Source organism: Devosia sp. ZB163 (assembly GCF_028613635.1).
GTDB lineage: Bacteria > Pseudomonadota > Alphaproteobacteria > Rhizobiales > Devosiaceae > Devosia_A.
In genome coordinates, this window is record NZ_JAQRMY010000004.1 from 393,861 (window position 1) to 409,183 (window position 15,323).

Consider the following 15,323-nt stretch of genomic DNA (forward strand, 5'->3'; position numbering starts at 1 on the left):
GAAGCGGGCATGACCATCACCACAGAAGCCGAACTCGAGAAACTGAAGGCCATCGGCCGCATCTGCGCGGTGGCGCGCGACGCCATGGCGGCGGCGCTGCGGCCGGGGATCACGACGCTCGAGCTTGACGATATCGGGCGCCGCATCCTCGACGAGAACGGGGCGCGGTCCGCGCCTGTGATCACCTACGACTTTCCCGGTGCAACCTGCATTTCGGTGAACGAGGAGATCGCGCACGGCATTCCCGGCAGCCGCGTGATCAAGGCGGGCGACCTCGTCAATATCGACGTCTCGGCCGAGTTGAACGGGGTCTTTGCCGACACCGGCGCGTCCTTCGTCGTGCCGGAGGCCGATCCGCGGCTGGTGACGCTCTGCCGTGACGGGAAGCGAGCCATGTGGGAGGGGATCCGGGTGGTCAAGACCGGTGCGCCGTTCGCCGGCATCGGAAACGCCATCGGTGCCTTCGCCAAGAAGAACCGCTACACGCTGATCGAGAACCTCGCGAGCCACGGGGTGGGGGACAGCCTCCACGACGAGCCGGGCGAGATCGCTACGTGGCCGGACCGGTCAGAGCGGCGGGTGATCACCGAGGGGCTGGTGTTCACAGTCGAGCCGTTCCTGTCGCTCGGCGGTAGGATGGCCGAGCAGCGCGACGAGGACGACGAATGGACGCTGGTGGCGAGCCCGGCGGCCCCTTGCGTTCAGTACGAGCACACGATCGTCGCGACGCGTCGTGGCGCCATTGTGGTGACCGCGGCATAAGTGCGGCGCCGGGCTGAACGGTTTCTGAGCGGCCGGTTCCAAACCCATTCAATTTCAGCGCGCCAGGGTGGCCCCAACGCTGCAGATGCAGCATTGACCAACCACAGGAACGACTGAAATGACCGTCCTCACACTCATCCGGCAGACAAGCCGCGCAGCGGTCGTCGCCATCGCCCTGGCCGGCACCGCCTTGAGCGTGGTCCCGGCGGAGGCCGCCCCCAATCTCAATGGCTTCTCGCTCGACGTGAAGCCGCAGGGCAGCCCGAAGGAACTGCAGCAGTTCAAGAAGCAGAAGGACTACGCGCCGAACGACTTCTTCAACTGGTGCCTGACCGACAAGCAGATCCGCAAGGGCCTCAAGGCCTACGGCTTCTTCGACGTCGAGATCGTGAACCACCTGAGCAAGAACCGCGTGCGCGTGCAGGCCGGCTACGACGACTGGTACTACTCGATGCGCATCCATCGCTGCTCGGGCGTCGTCGACAGGATCAAGAAGCTCTACCCCGTCTATGACGACGAGGACTGGGGCGACGACGACGAGTGGACTCCGTACTGACCCCGTGGAATGGGGCAGGGGCCGGACGGGGGCCCCTGCCTCGCCGCTAGATGTCGATGCGGCGGAACAGCCACCAGGGCAGGTTCCGCACGACCTGCATGATCAACCACCAGCGGCGGGGGGCGTACTGGACCGGCCCGCCGCGATCCGCTGCCGACCGGACGATGCGTGCGACGTGCTCGGCCGAGGCCAGTTTCCGGCCCTCAGGGCCGTTCGCCGTCATGGCCGTGGCCGTTGGGCCGGGTTTCACCACGACCGCGCGCGGTTCCTTACCGGCAAAGCGATGAGCGATGCCTTCGACCAGGGTCTCGATGCCGGCCTTGGTCGAGGCGTAGATGAAGTTCTTGCGGCGGCCGCGATCGCCGGCGACCGAGCCGAGGACGACGAGGGAGCCGTGCCCCTGGGCCTCGAGCAGGTTGGCCGCGGCGAGGGCCCACAGGGCGGTGGAGGTGTAGTTGGTCTCCATCATCGCGCGGGCGATCGCGAGGTCAGCGGCGGCCACGGGCTGCGGCGGCATGATGGCGTAGGCGATGTGGATGTGGTCCGCGCCGCCGAGCTGTTCGGCAAGCCGGGGCAGCTCAATTGCTGGCGAAGCGGTGGTGAGGTCGATCGTGTGCAGCTCGCAGCGGTGGGCCTCGAGCGCGAGCATCTCGGACTGCAGCCGACCCAAGGCGGCGGCGTCGCGGGCGACCAGCAGCAGGTCCGCGCCTTCAGCCGCGTAGAGGCGTGCCGTGGCCTGGGCAATGCCCGAGGTGGCTCCTAAGACGATAACACGCAGCGGCTTGCTGGCCATGTCCTTGATCTACCCTGTGATTCGGGCGCAGGCCCGAATTGGTCATACCAGCGGCGCCGTAAATGTGGCGCTACTGGGGTGAGATTGCCACAATTGGTGGCCGCCCGGACGGGGCGAAGCCTCGTCTGCCGGCGCGTTGGGCAAGGCGGGCGAGCGGAATAAGCGCAATGTTCCCAGAGCCATGGCGTCGTCCTGGTACCTCAAAGCGTCAAACGTGGAGGCGGTACGGGGTTTGCCGCAATCGATACGGGTTTCTGCCTCGCCGCTCCGCCCAAATCTCGTCGTTCGCGGGCCACACTGGCTTCCTAGCCTTTAAGTGCGAGTCCAGCAGCAATCGGGGGGCCTATTCCGGTGACTGCAAAATCTAGAAGGCGCAAACAGATTCTCGTCGGGGAGACTGTTGTGGCGCTGGAGCGCGAAAAGGCGCTCTTCATTTCCCGCAACGAAGACAGGTGCAGTCACCTGCTCGTTCGTTTCGGGCCCGACAAGGGTGACAAGCACCTCGTGATCACCGCGGCGTTCGCGTTCGACGAGGCACGCGTGTGGCATCAGGTGCAGACCGAAGTGCCGGCCGACGACCTCAGACGCGAGGCCGGTCCGGATCACGCCCTGATCGCCGCTTTCGGCGAGCTCGACGACGGGATCAGCACGGCGCGTATCGCCCGGCTGTTCGCGCCGCTCAACGTTGCCCGGCGCATGGCTGCCGGCCGTACCTGACTGCAACCCAACGTGGCCGCCGACCAGCGGCCGGGGAGCACTGATGAAGACCTGCTGGTTTGTCGTCATCGAGAGCCTGGGCTCCTGGTGGATCGACTGCGAAGGCAAAGCCTACGGCCCGTTCGAGAACCGCGAAGAAGCGCAGGGCGAGGCCAAGCGAATTGCCGTCACCTATGGCGACGAAGCGCGCCGCTCACGCATCTACGCGGCGGAAGACGGCGGCGGCCACAAGCTGATCTGGTCCGGGCCGTCGCTCGATCGTCAGCGCTGGTCGTGGTAGGGCAGCTTGCTGCTGCCGACACCGCGGGCCAGAGCGCTGAACGATTGTGCGCCGTTCTCGGAGACCGTCGCATTCGCCAACCTCAGGAGACGGGCCGGGAAAGCCAGAGCGTCGCGCTCGGCCGGACGAAGGTCGCCTGACCGGTCGTCGTTCATGGCCGTCCTCTCTGCCGCCCGCATGGCGGCGTCCACCTCCTGTCGAGACACCGTCCCCTTGCTGATCAGCATCTCGTGCATGGCAGCGATGGCGAGGTAGAGCCCCTCGAGCTGCAGGTTTGCAGTGTTCATACAGTGTCCTCCCGGCGCGTGGCTTGCTTCATCCGCTGGTCGATTCTGCCAGCGCCTGCTCGTCGCGTTGCATGCGCTCGGTGATCACCTTGCGAAGCTGATGAAGCTCTTGTCCAGTCAGTTCCTCGGCACCGACGAACCTCCCTGTCGGCGCGCTTGTGACGCCACAGGCGATCGTAAAGGAGTAGGGAGTGCCCGCTCCTTTCGAGACTGCGGTGGCGAATGCGTGGAAGGGACCGCCAGTCATGGGATTGCTCATCGACACGTGATGAGATCAATCCACTCGAGGGCGAGCGGTTCCACGGCGAAGCCTTTGGAAACCATGGATGCCGTGGCCGCGATCGGCGCAAAGAGCGGCTAATTCGACTAGCAGTCGATTCATAGTCGTCACCCTTCGGCAACCCGGGACGGCGCTACATGACGGTCGCCTCATGCAACATGCAGTAGGGAGAAGGACGATGCACAAGCTCGCCCTTGCCGCCTCGGCGGTCGCCCTCGCCAGCGTGATGGCGATGTTTGCGGGACCCGCGAACGCCCAAATGTACGGAAGCCGGGCTCCGATCGTGGATACCGGCGTGGTGGCGCAGCCCGGTTACCCCAACAGGTTTGTCAACCGCTACTTTGCCCCGCGCTACGTCAACCGGTATTCCAACCGGGGTGTGGTCGATACCACCGACTACACGAACTATGCGCCGCTCGTCGGCCCCAGCTGGGGCCTGATGCGGCCTCCGGGGTACTCGAACAGATACAACAACCGCTATCTGGGGCCAGGCTACGGCAATAGCTATGTGAACTACGGGCCCCGGTATGGGAACCGGTACATGAACTACGGCAATCGGTATGTGAACCGTTGCGTGGTGCAGGACCCAGCCTACACGAACTACCAGCCGCTCGTGGGCGGCAGCTGGGGCCTGATGCGCCCGCCGGGGTTCAGCAACCGGTACGTCAACTGCTGATACGTGCCACCCGGCACCAGCGGACTAGTCCATCGAGCGAAACGGCCGGAGTCGCATAGGCTCCGGTCGCAGCTTTTTGAGCGAACCATAGGGGGTTTTGGGGGAGTGGTACGCCCGGATGGATTCGAACCATCGACCATCCGATTAAAAGTCGGATGCTCTACCACTGAGCTACGGGCGCCTAGGCGGGATCGGGAACCGTGCGGTTCGATCTCAGTCGATCCACAGCCTGCGGATCGGCGCGGAACATAGGCATTCGCTCCCGCCTGTCAATTGCAATCGGCTAGTTTAGCAGCGGCAGCGGGTCGCCCCGGTATTCGGTGGGCTCGCAGGAAACGCCAGCCTTGCCCAGACGCGAGCAGAGCTCGATGGCGGTGGCCCGATCCACGAGCGGACCGGCGATGAGCAGCTTGGCGCTGCTGTCCGGGCTCTGGCCGAGCACGGGCGAGAGCCCGACGAGCATGGTGCCGACCTCGGACAGCATCTCCTGCCACTGCGCCTCGGCGGCATCGGCGGTGACCGGCACACCCAGGGCGATGCCGGGTGCAGGGGTGGCGGTCGGGATAGCTGCCGGCATGGTGGCTGCGAGCGGCATGACGGCGAGCTTCACCTCGCCCGTTGCCGGGTCGATCGGGCGCTGCTGGACAGCAACGGTGCCCCCGTCGGTCTCGAAGGTCAGGGTCTTGCCGGCGCCGATGGAGCCAGTCGACATCGTATCGACGACGGCGGCGGGGCGGCGCGCCTGCGCCTGTTCGATCAGCCGCGGCAGGCTCACCTCGAGTGCGCCGACGCGCTTGGTCACGGCGCCCGCCGCTTCCTCGTTCATGGTGAAGCGCTGGGCGAGCTGCAGGTTCTCCTGCTTGAGCCGAGTGGCGTCGGCTTCGAGGGTGGCGACCTGCGAGCGGAGCTGGTTGAGGGTCGAGCCCTCGAGGCGCGAGGCATGCAGGGCGCCATAGACGCTCGGCGGGATGATGCCGGAGAGGTTGGCGCCCAGAATCGCGACTGCCCACACGACCAGCGCGACGATCCCCCATGCGGTGACGTCCGCGGGTCGAAACTGCTCTGCTGCCCTAGCCAAGTCCAAGCCCCCTAAGGCCTTACGAATCAGGCCCGATCTACAGTTTACCACTCACTCGGCGAGTTATCGGATTCCCAACAACTTGCTGCCATAAACACGAGGGAAACGATGACCCTCCAGAGGGCCCTCCATGACTGAACTGCTGTCGATCATCCTGGCTGCGGGCGAAGGCACGCGCATGCGCTCGGATATCCCGAAGGTCCTGCACCAGGTGGGTGGGCTGCCGATCGTCGGCCATGTCGTGAACGCCGCGATCGGTGCGGGGTCGACGCGCGTCGCGCTCGTCACCGGTCCGGGACACGACGCGGTCCGCACAGCCATCAGCGCGGCGGCCCCTGCGGTCAAATTCTTCGAACAGCTGGAACGCAAGGGCACGGGCCACGCGGCCTCGATGGCCCGCGAGGCCTTCGACGACTTTGATGGCTACATCGCGGTGGTTTACGGGGACCACCCGCTGCTCCGCCCGGAGAACTTTCAGGGTGTCCTCGATCGACTGGATGACGGCTGGGACGCGGCGATCCTGGGCTTCGAGCCTCGCGATACACTCACTTATGGCCGGCTGATCACAGACGGTGACCGGCTGCTCGCTATCCGTGAGCACAAGGACGCCACGCCCGCCGAGCGCGAGATCGGGCTCTGCAACGCCTGCATCCTGACGTTCCGCGCGGAAGTGTTCCGCTCCCTGATCGACAAGCTCGACGCGAACAACGCGGCTGGGGAGTACTACCTCACCGACCTGGTCGAGCTTGCCAATGCGGCTGGCTACAAGGTCAGCTATGCCGTAGCGCCGGAAGTGGACGTGATGGGCGTCAACGACCGCGCTCAGCTCGCTCGCGCCGAGGCGCAGTTCCAGGAGCTGCGGCGCGACGATTTCATGAAGGCGGGGGTTACGCTGAAGGATCCATCGACGGTCTATTTCAGCTACGACACCGAGATCGGCCGCGACGTGACGATCTTCCCCAACGTGGTCTTCGGGCCGGGCGTGAAAATTGCCGATGGTGTCGAGATCCGCGCCTTCTGCGATATCGAAGGGGCGACGATCGGGTCGGGTTCGACCATTGGTCCGTTCGCTCGCATGCGTGGGGGCGCCGAGCTTGGCGACGCCGTGCATATCGGCAACTTCGTCGAGGTAAAGAACGCGGTCATCCATGACGGCGTGAAGGCCGGTCACCTGAGCTATCTCGGCGACGCCGAGATCGGCGCCAAGACCAACATCGGCGCGGGGACCATCACCTGCAACTATGACGGCGTGAACAAGTCCAAGACGACGATCGGGGCGAATGCCTTCATCGGCTCGAACTCGTCGCTGGTCGCTCCGGTGACCATCGGGGACGGCGCCTACATTGCCTCGGGAAGCGTCATCACCAAGGACGTGGAACCGGATGCGCTGGCCCTGGGCCGGGCGCGGCAGGAAAACAAGGCGGGGTACGCGCCCAAGCTCAAGGCGCGCGCCGAAGCGATCAAGCGAGCAAGGTCGGGCAAGTAGGAGAGAGCCTCACATGTGCGGCATTGTCGGGATTATCGGGGTCGAACCGGTCGCGCCGCGGCTGGTGGATGCGCTCAAGCGGCTGGAGTATCGCGGCTACGACAGTGCGGGCGTGGCGACGCTCGAAGCCGGCCAGATCAGCCGGCGGCGGGCCGAAGGCAAGCTCGGGAACCTGCAGGCGAGGCTGAACTTCGAGCCGCTGGCGGGCAATATCGGCATCGGCCATACGCGCTGGGCCACTCATGGTGCGCCGACCGAGGGCAATGCCCATCCGCATGCGACCGAGAAGGTCGCCGTGGTCCACAACGGCATCATCGAGAACTTTCGCGAACTGCTCGCGGACCTTGCCGGGGACGGTTACCTGCCCCGGACACAGACCGATACGGAATCGGTGGCGCTGTGGGTGACGCGCGAGCTCGACCGCGGCCTCGACCCCGAGATGGCGGTGGCGCGAACGCTGAAGCAGCTGCGCGGCGCCTTCGCTCTCGCCTTCATGTTCAAGGGCGAGGAAGCGCTGCTGATCGCGGCACGGAGTGGCGCGCCACTAGCCATCGGCTTCGGCACGACCGAGATGTACCTGGGGTCGGACGCAATGGCGCTGGCCCCGTTCACGTCGCGGCTGAGCTACCTGCTCGATGGCGACTGGGCCGTGCTGACCAAGGGCGGTGTCACCATCCGCGATGGGTCCGATGCGATCGTACAGCGGGAGATGCTGGTCTCCGCGGCCTCGGCGCTGCTGGTCGACAAGGGCAACCACCGGCACTTCATGGCCAAGGAGATCTACGAGCAGCCCGAGACCGTCTCGCACACGCTCAGCCACTATGTGGACATGGGCGCCGAGAGGGTGGCGCTGCGCGAGAGCCTGCCGTTCGACTTCGCCGGTCTCACGCGGCTGACCATCTCGGCCTGCGGGACGGCGTCCTATGCCGGTATCGTTGCGAAGTACTGGTTCGAGCGCTATGCGCGACTCCCAGTGGATGTCGATGTGGCGTCCGAGTTCCGCTATCGCGAGCCACCGCTGGAAGAAGGCGGATTGAGCCTCTTCATCTCCCAGTCGGGCGAGACGGCGGATACGCTGGCGGCGCTGCGCTACTGCGCGCGGGAAGGCCAGCACATCGCCTCGCTGCTGAACTCGCCCGAGTCGACCATGGCGCGCGAGAGCCAGGTCGTGTTCCCGACGCTGTGCGGGCCCGAGATCGGCGTCGCCTCCACCAAGGCGTTCACGGCGCAACTGACGGCCCTCGCGAGCCTCGCGATCGCGGCTGGCGTCGCGCGCGGCAAGATCGACAGGGCTCGGGAGGCGGAGCTGGTGCGCAGCCTCACCTCGCTGCCGGCGGCGATCTCGGCGGCGCTGGCGCTCGAGGGGCAGGTCGAGGATATCGCCAAGCGCCTGTCGAAGGCCAAGGACGTGCTCTATCTCGGCCGCGGGCAGATGTTCCCGATTGCGCTCGAAGGTGCGCTGAAGCTCAAGGAGATCAGCTATATCCATGCCGAGGCCTATGCTGCAGGCGAACTGAAGCATGGGCCGATCGCGCTGGTCGACGAGCTGATGCCGGTAATCGTCGTCGCGCCTTCGGACGAACTGATGGAGAAGACGCTCTCGAACATGCAGGAGGTCGCGGCGCGTGGCGGCAAGATCATCCTGATCACGGACGAAGAGGGGGCTGCCAAGGTCGGGCACGGCGTGGACGATATCCTCGTGCTGCCCAAGGTCTCGAGCTTCGTCGCGCCAATCCTTGCGACAATCCCGGTGCAGTTGCTGGCCTATCACACTGCGACCTTCATGGGCACGGACGTGGACCAGCCGCGCAATCTCGCCAAGAGCGTGACGGTTGAATAAGCCGTTCTTCGAGCAGGGGCCCGAGCGGAACGTCCTGGGCGGGCCGCTGGAGCTCTGCTCGATGAACCCGCTGACCGGGTTCTTTCGCAACGGCCATTGCGTCACGGGGCCGATGGACGAGGGGCGCCACACGGTCTGCGCGGTAATGACCGACGCGTTCCTCGCCTTCTCGAAGTCGCGCGGGAACGATCTGTCGACGCCGATGCCGGAATACGCTTTTCCGGGTCTCAAGAGTGGCGACCGCTGGTGCCTCGTGGCGCTGCGCTGGGTCGAGGCGCTGGAGGCCGGCATGGCGCCGCAGGTGGTGCTGAAGTCCACGCACCAGTCGGTGCTGAAGTACGTGGAGATCGACGTGCTGAGAAAGTACGCGGTCGACTGAGGGGCGTCGGGGCTGGGGGCTGTCGGTGATCGCAGCGCCTCACCCTCCCTCAATCCCTCCCCTCAAGGGGGAGGGAGGCAGAGCCTGAGATAACCCACCGGACCACTACTGCCCGCCGGCTTCTGATCCTGCCTCACCCCGCTCGGAGGAGGGGAATCGCAAGGTCCTTGCGGAACAGGTAGAGCAGGATGCGGAGCGCATCGCCATCTGCACCGGTCAGTCCGGGGTTACGGGTGAGAAATGCCTTGGCGTCGTCGTGGGCCCATTCGAGCAGGTGGCGGTGCACGTCGGGGACAGCGAGGTGGTAGCCGGGCATGCCGGACTGGCGGGTGCCGAGGACGTCGCCCTGGCCGCGCAGCTCGAGGTCCTTCTCGGCGATCTCGAACCCATCCTCGGTGCGCTTGATGGTGTCGAGGCGGGCCTGGGCTGTCTCGCTGAGCGGTTCCTTGTAGAGGAGCAGGCAGGCGGAGCGCTGGGTGCCGCGACCGACACGGCCGCGCAGCTGGTGGAGCTGGGCGAGGCCGAAGCGCTCGGCGTGCTCGATGATCATGATGGTGGCGTTGGGGACGTCGACGCCGACTTCGATGACGGTGGTGGCGACGAGGATCTTGGCCTCGTTGCGCTGGAAGCGGTCCATCGCCTCCTGCTTGGCGGCGGCGCTCATGCGCCCGTGGATGAGGACCACCTGGTCGCCGAAGACCTTCTTCAGCTCGGCAAAGCGGTCTTCGGCCGCAACGACCTCGAGCGTCTCGCTCTCCTCGACGAGAGGGCAGACCCAGAAGGCCTGCGCGCCCTCGTCGATGCGCGACTTCAGCCGCTGGACGACGCGGTCGTACTCCGCGATCGAGAGGACGGCGGTGTCGATCGGCTGCCGGCCGCGCGGTTTTTCGCGCAGGATGCTGACGGCCATGTCGCCGAAGTGCGTGAGCACCAGCGTGCGCGGGATCGGGGTGGCGGTCATGACGAGCAGGTCGGCGTGCGAGCCCTTCTCGCTGAGGGCGAGGCGCTGGTGGACGCCGAAGCGGTGCTGCTCGTCGACGACGGTGAGCCCGAGGTTGTGGAACTCCACGCCGGACTGGAACAGGGCATGCGTGCCGACGGCGATGTGGCTTTCGCCGGTGCGCAGGCGTTCCAGGGCGGCGCGGCGGTCGCCGGCGGGCATCTTGCCGGTAAGCAGCTCGATGGCGAGGCCCGCCTTCACGCAGATCGGGGCGAGTGAGCGGTAATGCTGCGCGGCGAGAAGCTCGGTCGGCGCCATCATGGCGGACTGGGCGCCGCTCTCGGCTACCGCCGCCATGGCCATCAGGGCGACCACGGTCTTGCCGGCGCCGACGTCGCCCTGGACGAGGCGGGACATGCGCTCGGAGGCCGCGAGGTCGTGCCGGATGTCCTCGACGGCGAGGCGCTGGCCTTCAGTGAGGGTGTAGGGCAGGGTGGCGGCTACGGCCGAGGTGATCTCGCCGGTGAAGGTGCGGGCGATGCCGCGCGGCGCCACCAGTTGCGAGCGGACGATGAGCAGGGCCAACTGGCCGGCCAGGTATTCATCGTAGGCGAGGCGCATCCGGTTCGGCGACCAAAGCTGCGCGTCGTCAGGCGTTTCGGGGGCGTGCGAGCCGGACATGGCGGCGCGGAAGGTCGGCCAGCCGAACTCGACGATGCGCTCGGCGGGCATCCACTCGGGCAGGTCAGGCAGGGTGTCGAGCACCTGCCGGGTGAGCTTGATGAGGGCGCGTGAGCTGAGGCCGTGAGTGAGCGGGTAGACCGGCTCGACCAGGGGCATGTCCTCGAATTTGTCGACTTCGACGACGTAGTCGGGATGGGTGATCTGCTTTTCGCCCTGGAAGAAGCCGATGGTGCCCGAGACGTAGCGGGTTTCCCCGACGGGCAGGAGCTTTTCGACCCAGCCGCCCTGGGCGCGGAAGTAGACGAGCTGGATTTCGCCGGTCTCGTCGTGGGCGAAGACGCGATGCGGCACGTTCGGGCGGCCGCGCGGCGGCGGCTGATGCCGGTCGATGTGGAGCATCAGCGTCGCGATGTTGTTGTGTACGGCATTGGCGATGCCCTCCATGCGGCGGCGGTCGACGACGCCGGTCGGCATGTGCATCAGGAGGTCGAGCGCGATCGCTTCCTGCCCTTCGGGTGCGCCGAAGAAGCGGGTGAGCAGGGCCGATAGCTGCGGGCCCACACCCTTGATCGAGTGCAGCGAGCGGAACAGCGGATCGAGGATCGGGGGACGCGCCATGCCGCCAATGTGCCGGGCAAAGGGAAACGGTCAAGCCCGAGCTGATTGTGGAATGCCTGCGCGGACAATCCACTGCAGCTTCGTGGACACCCCGGCGACAAAGGGGTAAACAGCCTCTCCCATCTCCCGAGACGACCCGCTCATGGCCCTCCAAAAAGACGCCGGTGAAGATTCTGCTATGCGGCTCCGCCGGATGCGCTATCGCGCCTGGCATCGCGGGACCAAGGAAATGGACCTGCTGCTGGGCCCGTATGCCGACGCCCGGCTGGTTGAAATGGACGGCTCGGAACTGGACCGCTTCGAGGCAATTCTCGAGGAACTGGACACCGACCTCCTCAAGTGGCTGACCGGGCAGGAGCCCGCGCCGGCAGACGCCGACCACGCATTGCTCGCCGACCTCCTTCGCTTCCGGATCGCCAAATGACGGATCAACGCGCCGACCGCACGATTTCCAACGTTCCCGACGGGATGCAGCCGGTGGTGTTCGCCCGGCTGGTCGAGGAGAGGTTGAGGGCAGCGCCGGATGCTCAGGTGAGCGCCGTGTTTGTCGCGCGCGATGGACGGCGCCTGCAGCGCATGGCCGAAATTCTCGAGCAGCTGATGCCGGGGCACCAGATCCTGACGCTGCCGGCGTGGGACTGCCTGCCGTACGATCGCGTGTCTCCGAACGGGGTTACCATCGCTGCGAGAATGACCACACTCTCGACGCTGGCGAGCGGTGCGGCCAAGGGGGCGATTGTCCTCACTGCCGTCAATGCGCTGGTGCAGAAGCTCGCGCCTCGCGATGTCGTCGCGGGCATGAGCTTTGCCGCGGCGGCGGGGCAGGTGGTCGACAGCGAAAAGCTGATCGGGTGGGCGGCCGGAAATGGCTACCTGCGTGTTCCGACGGTGCGCGAGGCGGGTGAGTATGCCGTGCGCGGCGGGCTGGTCGATCTGTACCCCGCAGGCGCCGAGACGCCGCTGCGGTTCGACTTCTTCGGGCGGCAGCTCGAGACGATCCGCACTTTCGATCCGGACAGCCAGCGTACGACGGGCAACATCAAGCACGTCGCGCTGGCGCCGATGAGCGAGGTGCTGCTGAGTGACGAGGCGATCAAGCGCTTCCGCGCGCGCTACACCACGATGTTCGGCGGCAACACGGTGGACGATCCGCTTTACGCGGCGGTGAGCGCCGGCCAGCGCTATCCGGGTGTGGAGCACTGGCTGCCGTTCTTCTACGAGGAACTCGACCACCTCACGGCCTATGTCGATGGCGCGCCGCTGGTTTTCGACGACCAGGCGAAGGAAGCGTTCATCGACCGGCAGGCGCAGGTGGCGGACTACTACCAGGCGCGCGACGATGCGCGGAACGAGAAGCAGTCGGGGCAGGGCGCCGCGCCGTACAAGCCTGTACCGCCCGAGTATCTCTATGAGATGACCCGGCCGATCTACGCGCTGGCAGCCGACAACGCCGTGGTCCAGCTTTCTCCGTTCACGGCCCCCGACAGCAAGAAGGGCGACGACGCCGGTGGGCGCGTGGCGCCGAGCTTTGCGGCCGAGCGGCAGGCGCAGGACGTCAACCTGTTCGAGTCCGTAGTGAAGCTGTTCCAGACGCAGCGGAAGGCGGGACGAAAGACCATCATCGCCTGCTGGTCGGAGGGCTCGCGCGACCGCATGGCGCAGGTGCTGGCCGACCATGGCCTCGCGCATCCGCGCATGGCCGAGAACTGGCGCGACGCCGAGACGACGTCTGCCGAGACCACGGCGCTGGTGGTGCTGGGACTCGAGACCGGCTTCCAGACGGACGACATGCTGGTGCTGTCGGAGCAGGACATCCTTGGCGAGCGGCTGCTGCGGCCGCAGAAGCGCAAGCGCGCCTCGGACGCACTGACGGAGGCGGCGGGTCTCGCTGCCGGTGACCTCGTCGTTCACGTCGACCACGGAATCGGGCGGTTCCTCGGCCTCAAGACGATCGAGGTCCAGAACGCGCCGCACGACTGCGTGGAGATCGAGTACGCCGGGAACACCAAGCTCTACCTTCCGGTCGAAAACATCGAGCTGCTGTCGCGCTATGGCTCGGACTCGATCTCCGAGCTGGACAAGCTCGGTGGCGTTGCATGGCAGGCCAAGAAGAGCCGGCTGAAGAAGCGCATCCGCGAGATGGCGGATCAGCTCATCAAGATCGCGGCGCAGCGGCAACTGCTCACGGTCGACCCGATCGACCTGCCGCATGGGCTCTACGAGGAATTTGCGGCTCGCTTCCCGTACGACGAGACTGAGGACCAGCTTGCGGCGATTGCTGCCGTGTTCGAGGACCTGGCTTCGGGTCGCGTCATGGACCGGCTCGTCTGCGGTGACGTCGGCTTCGGCAAGACCGAGGTGGCGCTGCGCGCGGCGTTCGCCGTGGCGATGTCGGGCCGGCAGGTGGCGGTGGTCGTACCGACGACACTGCTGTCGCGGCAGCACTTCAGGACCTTCACCGAGCGCTTCTCCGGGCTGCCGCTGCGCATCCGCCAGGCCTCGCGGCTGGTCAACGCCAGCGAGCTCAAGGGCACCAAGGAGGAGCTCGCCAAGGGAACTGTCGATATCGTCGTGGGTACGCACGCGCTGCTCTCGAAGTCGATACAGTTCAAGGACCTGGGGCTGCTCATTATCGACGAGGAGCAGCATTTCGGTGTGGGGCACAAGGAGCGCCTCAAGGAGCTCAAGGGCAACGTCCACGTCTTGACACTGACGGCGACGCCGATCCCGCGGACGCTGCAGCTGGCGCTCACGGGCGTTCGCGACCTGTCGCTGCTGGCTACGCCGCCGGTGGACCGGCTGGCGGTGCGTACGTTCATTTCGCCCTTCGACACGCTCAGCGTGCGCGAGGCGCTGCTGCGCGAGAAGTATCGGGGCGGGCAGGCGTTCTACGTCGTCCCCAAGATCAAGGACCAGCCGGATATCGCCGAGTTCCTGCGCCAGCATGTGCCGGAGATCAGCTACGTGGTGGCCAATGGCCAGATGCCGCCGGGCGAGCTCGACGACATCATGAACAACTTCTACGACGGCAAGTTCGACGTGCTGGTGTCGACGACGATCGTCGAGTCCGGCCTCGACATCCCCAATGCCAACACGCTGGTGGTGCACCGGGCCGACAATTTCGGGCTGGCGCAGCTCTACCAGATCCGCGGGCGTATCGGGCGGGCCAAGCAGCGTGCCTATGCGCTGTTCACGGTGCCGCCCGACCGCAAGCTCAACGACACGGCCGAGAGGCGCCTCACGGTGTTGCAGTCGCTGGAGACGCTCGGTGCGGGCTTCCAGCTCGCGAGCCACGATCTCGACATCCGCGGCGCCGGCAACCTGCTGGGCGAGGAGCAGTCGGGGCACATCCGCGAGGTCGGGTTCGAGCTTTACCAGGCGATGCTGGAGGAGGCGGTGGCGGCGCTGCGCGACGGCGATGTCGAGTACGAGGACCGCAACGAGTGGAGCCCGACGATCTCGCTCGGCATGCCGGTGATGATCCCGGAGCACTACGTGCCCGACCTGCAACTGAGGATGCAGCTCTATCGGCGTCTTGGCGACCTGACGGATGCGCGCGAGATCGATGCTGCGGGCGCGGAACTGATCGACCGGTTCGGGCCGTTGCCGGAGGAGGTCGAGGCACTGCTCAAGGTGATCCTCGTCAAGTCGCTCTGCCGTACGGCCAATGTGGAGAAGGTCGATGCCGGGCCGAAGGGTGCCGTGATCACCCTGCGGCACAACGAGTTCCCGAATCCGGCCGGGCTGGTGCGCCTCGTGTCCGATCCGGGCATGTCGGTGCGCATCAAGCCTGATCAGAAACTTGTGTTCAGCAGGGACTGGCCAACACCGGAAGCGCGGCTAAAGGGTACGGCGGCAATCCTCTCCAAGATGGCGCGACTGGCGACGGAATCGAGCGTTGCGGCAACACTGGCCGGTTAAGAGCTTCCGGAAGTCTGCTCGGCCAT

The 15,323-nt window shown here is 66.3% G+C and carries 15 protein-coding genes and 1 tRNA gene; 10 read left to right on the plus strand and 6 right to left on the minus strand.

From position 1 onward, the window contains the following. Positions 1–9 precede the first annotated feature (9 nt). Complete coding sequence (gene map, locus PRN20_RS20145) at positions 10–762, plus strand: type I methionyl aminopeptidase (protein ID WP_273959428.1); 753 nt, start codon at positions 10–12, stop codon at positions 760–762. A 118-nt stretch (positions 763–880) separates the two neighbouring features. Beyond that, positions 881–1,318 (plus strand): hypothetical protein, encoded by a 438-nt coding sequence (locus PRN20_RS20150; protein ID WP_273959429.1) that lies wholly within the window; start codon positions 881–883, stop codon positions 1,316–1,318. Between the two features lie 46 nt (positions 1,319–1,364). Here PRN20_RS20150 and PRN20_RS20155 read toward each other — a convergent pair whose 3' ends face one another. Further along, entirely contained in the window at positions 1,365–2,111 is a 747-nt protein-coding gene (locus tag PRN20_RS20155) for an SDR family NAD(P)-dependent oxidoreductase (RefSeq protein ID WP_273959430.1), read from the minus strand. A gap of 402 nt (positions 2,112–2,513) precedes the next feature. On the opposite strand from PRN20_RS20155, the gene PRN20_RS20160 reads away from it, so the two are divergent. Both PRN20_RS20160 and PRN20_RS20165 read left to right on the plus strand, forming a co-directional pair. Then, positions 2,514–2,828: a hypothetical protein gene (locus tag PRN20_RS20160; RefSeq protein ID WP_273959431.1), complete on the plus strand. Its 315-nt coding sequence runs from the start codon at positions 2,514–2,516 to the stop codon at positions 2,826–2,828. Between the two features lie 43 nt (positions 2,829–2,871). Next, positions 2,872–3,108 (plus strand): hypothetical protein, encoded by a 237-nt coding sequence (locus PRN20_RS20165; protein ID WP_273959432.1) that lies wholly within the window; start codon positions 2,872–2,874, stop codon positions 3,106–3,108. Here PRN20_RS20165 and PRN20_RS20170 read toward each other — a convergent pair. After that, positions 3,090–3,395, minus strand: coding sequence for a hypothetical protein (locus PRN20_RS20170; protein WP_273959433.1), 306 nt, complete (start codon positions 3,393–3,395; stop codon positions 3,090–3,092). The genes PRN20_RS20165 and PRN20_RS20170 overlap by 19 nt on opposite strands. Before the next feature lie 28 nt (positions 3,396–3,423). Continuing rightward, positions 3,424–3,642 (minus strand): hypothetical protein, encoded by a 219-nt coding sequence (locus tag PRN20_RS20175; RefSeq protein ID WP_273959434.1) that lies wholly within the window; start codon positions 3,640–3,642, stop codon positions 3,424–3,426. Between the two features lie 211 nt (positions 3,643–3,853). Between PRN20_RS20175 and PRN20_RS20180 the strand changes: the two genes are divergently transcribed. Continuing rightward, complete coding sequence (locus PRN20_RS20180) at positions 3,854–4,351, plus strand: hypothetical protein (RefSeq protein WP_273959435.1); 498 nt, start codon at positions 3,854–3,856, stop codon at positions 4,349–4,351. A 106-nt stretch (positions 4,352–4,457) separates the two neighbouring features. On the opposite strand, the gene PRN20_RS20185 is transcribed toward PRN20_RS20180, so the two are convergent. Together PRN20_RS20185 and PRN20_RS20190 are read right to left on the minus strand one after the other, a co-directional pair. Then, positions 4,458–4,532: transfer RNA gene (locus PRN20_RS20185), tRNA-Lys, on the minus strand. Positions 4,533–4,634: 102 nt separating this feature from the next. Beyond that, on the minus strand, positions 4,635–5,429 hold the full coding sequence (locus PRN20_RS20190; protein ID WP_273959436.1) for a hypothetical protein: 795 nt from the start codon (positions 5,427–5,429) through the stop codon (positions 4,635–4,637). A gap of 130 nt (positions 5,430–5,559) precedes the next feature. Here PRN20_RS20190 and glmU point away from each other — a divergent pair, with 130 nt between their 5' ends. From glmU to PRN20_RS20205, 3 genes are read left to right on the plus strand one after another with little or no spacing between them, the layout of a single operon-like run. Then, positions 5,560–6,915: a bifunctional UDP-N-acetylglucosamine diphosphorylase/glucosamine-1-phosphate N-acetyltransferase GlmU gene (gene glmU / locus PRN20_RS20195; RefSeq protein WP_273959437.1), complete on the plus strand. Its 1,356-nt coding sequence runs from the start codon at positions 5,560–5,562 to the stop codon at positions 6,913–6,915. A gap of 13 nt (positions 6,916–6,928) precedes the next feature. Next, the gene (gene glmS / locus PRN20_RS20200; RefSeq protein ID WP_273959438.1) at positions 6,929–8,755 is read left to right on the plus strand and encodes a glutamine--fructose-6-phosphate transaminase (isomerizing); all 1,827 of its coding nucleotides are present in this window, start codon (positions 6,929–6,931) and stop codon (positions 8,753–8,755) included. Continuing rightward, complete coding sequence (locus PRN20_RS20205; protein ID WP_273959439.1) at positions 8,748–9,134, plus strand: DUF2237 family protein; 387 nt, start codon at positions 8,748–8,750, stop codon at positions 9,132–9,134. Before glmS ends, PRN20_RS20205 begins: the two co-directional genes overlap by 8 nt. A 133-nt stretch (positions 9,135–9,267) precedes the next feature. On the opposite strand, the gene recG is transcribed toward PRN20_RS20205, so the two are convergent. Next, a complete protein-coding gene (recG, locus tag PRN20_RS20210; RefSeq protein ID WP_273959440.1) occupies positions 9,268–11,376 on the minus strand; it encodes an ATP-dependent DNA helicase RecG in 2,109 nt (702 codons plus the stop codon). Between the two features lie 229 nt (positions 11,377–11,605). Here recG and PRN20_RS20215 point away from each other — a divergent pair, with 229 nt between their 5' ends. Then, positions 11,606–11,800 carry an FAD assembly factor SdhE gene (locus PRN20_RS20215; RefSeq protein ID WP_273959441.1) on the plus strand — a complete coding sequence of 65 codons (195 nt, stop codon included), beginning with the start codon at positions 11,606–11,608 and terminating at the stop codon, positions 11,798–11,800. After that, positions 11,797–15,297: a transcription-repair coupling factor gene (mfd, locus tag PRN20_RS20220; protein ID WP_273959442.1), complete on the plus strand. Its 3,501-nt coding sequence runs from the start codon at positions 11,797–11,799 to the stop codon at positions 15,295–15,297. The genes PRN20_RS20215 and mfd overlap by 4 nt, the downstream gene beginning before the upstream one ends. Positions 15,298–15,323: the final 26 nt, after the last annotated feature.

Excerpts from the sequence above, each read along its gene's own strand:
- recG (WP_273959440.1), bottom strand. The coding sequence starts at position 11,376 with ATGGCGCGTCCCCCGATCCTCGATCCGCTGTTCCGCTCGCTGCACTCG.
- PRN20_RS20175 (WP_273959434.1), bottom strand. The coding sequence starts at position 3,642 with ATGACTGGCGGTCCCTTCCACGCATTCGCCACCGCAGTCTCGAAAGGA.
- glmU (WP_273959437.1), top strand. The coding sequence starts at position 5,560 with ATGACTGAACTGCTGTCGATCATCCTGGCTGCGGGCGAAGGCACGCGC.
- PRN20_RS20215 (WP_273959441.1), top strand. The coding sequence starts at position 11,606 with ATGGACCTGCTGCTGGGCCCGTATGCCGACGCCCGGCTGGTTGAAATG.
- PRN20_RS20155 (WP_273959430.1), bottom strand. The coding sequence starts at position 2,111 with ATGGCCAGCAAGCCGCTGCGTGTTATCGTCTTAGGAGCCACCTCGGGC.
- PRN20_RS20170 (WP_273959433.1), bottom strand. The coding sequence starts at position 3,395 with ATGAACACTGCAAACCTGCAGCTCGAGGGGCTCTACCTCGCCATCGCT.
- mfd (WP_273959442.1), top strand. The coding sequence starts at position 11,797 with ATGACGGATCAACGCGCCGACCGCACGATTTCCAACGTTCCCGACGGG.
- PRN20_RS20150 (WP_273959429.1), top strand. The coding sequence starts at position 881 with ATGACCGTCCTCACACTCATCCGGCAGACAAGCCGCGCAGCGGTCGTC.
- glmS (WP_273959438.1), top strand. The coding sequence starts at position 6,929 with ATGTGCGGCATTGTCGGGATTATCGGGGTCGAACCGGTCGCGCCGCGG.
- PRN20_RS20165 (WP_273959432.1), top strand. The coding sequence starts at position 2,872 with ATGAAGACCTGCTGGTTTGTCGTCATCGAGAGCCTGGGCTCCTGGTGG.
- map (WP_273959428.1), top strand. The coding sequence starts at position 10 with ATGACCATCACCACAGAAGCCGAACTCGAGAAACTGAAGGCCATCGGC.
- PRN20_RS20180 (WP_273959435.1), top strand. The coding sequence starts at position 3,854 with ATGCACAAGCTCGCCCTTGCCGCCTCGGCGGTCGCCCTCGCCAGCGTG.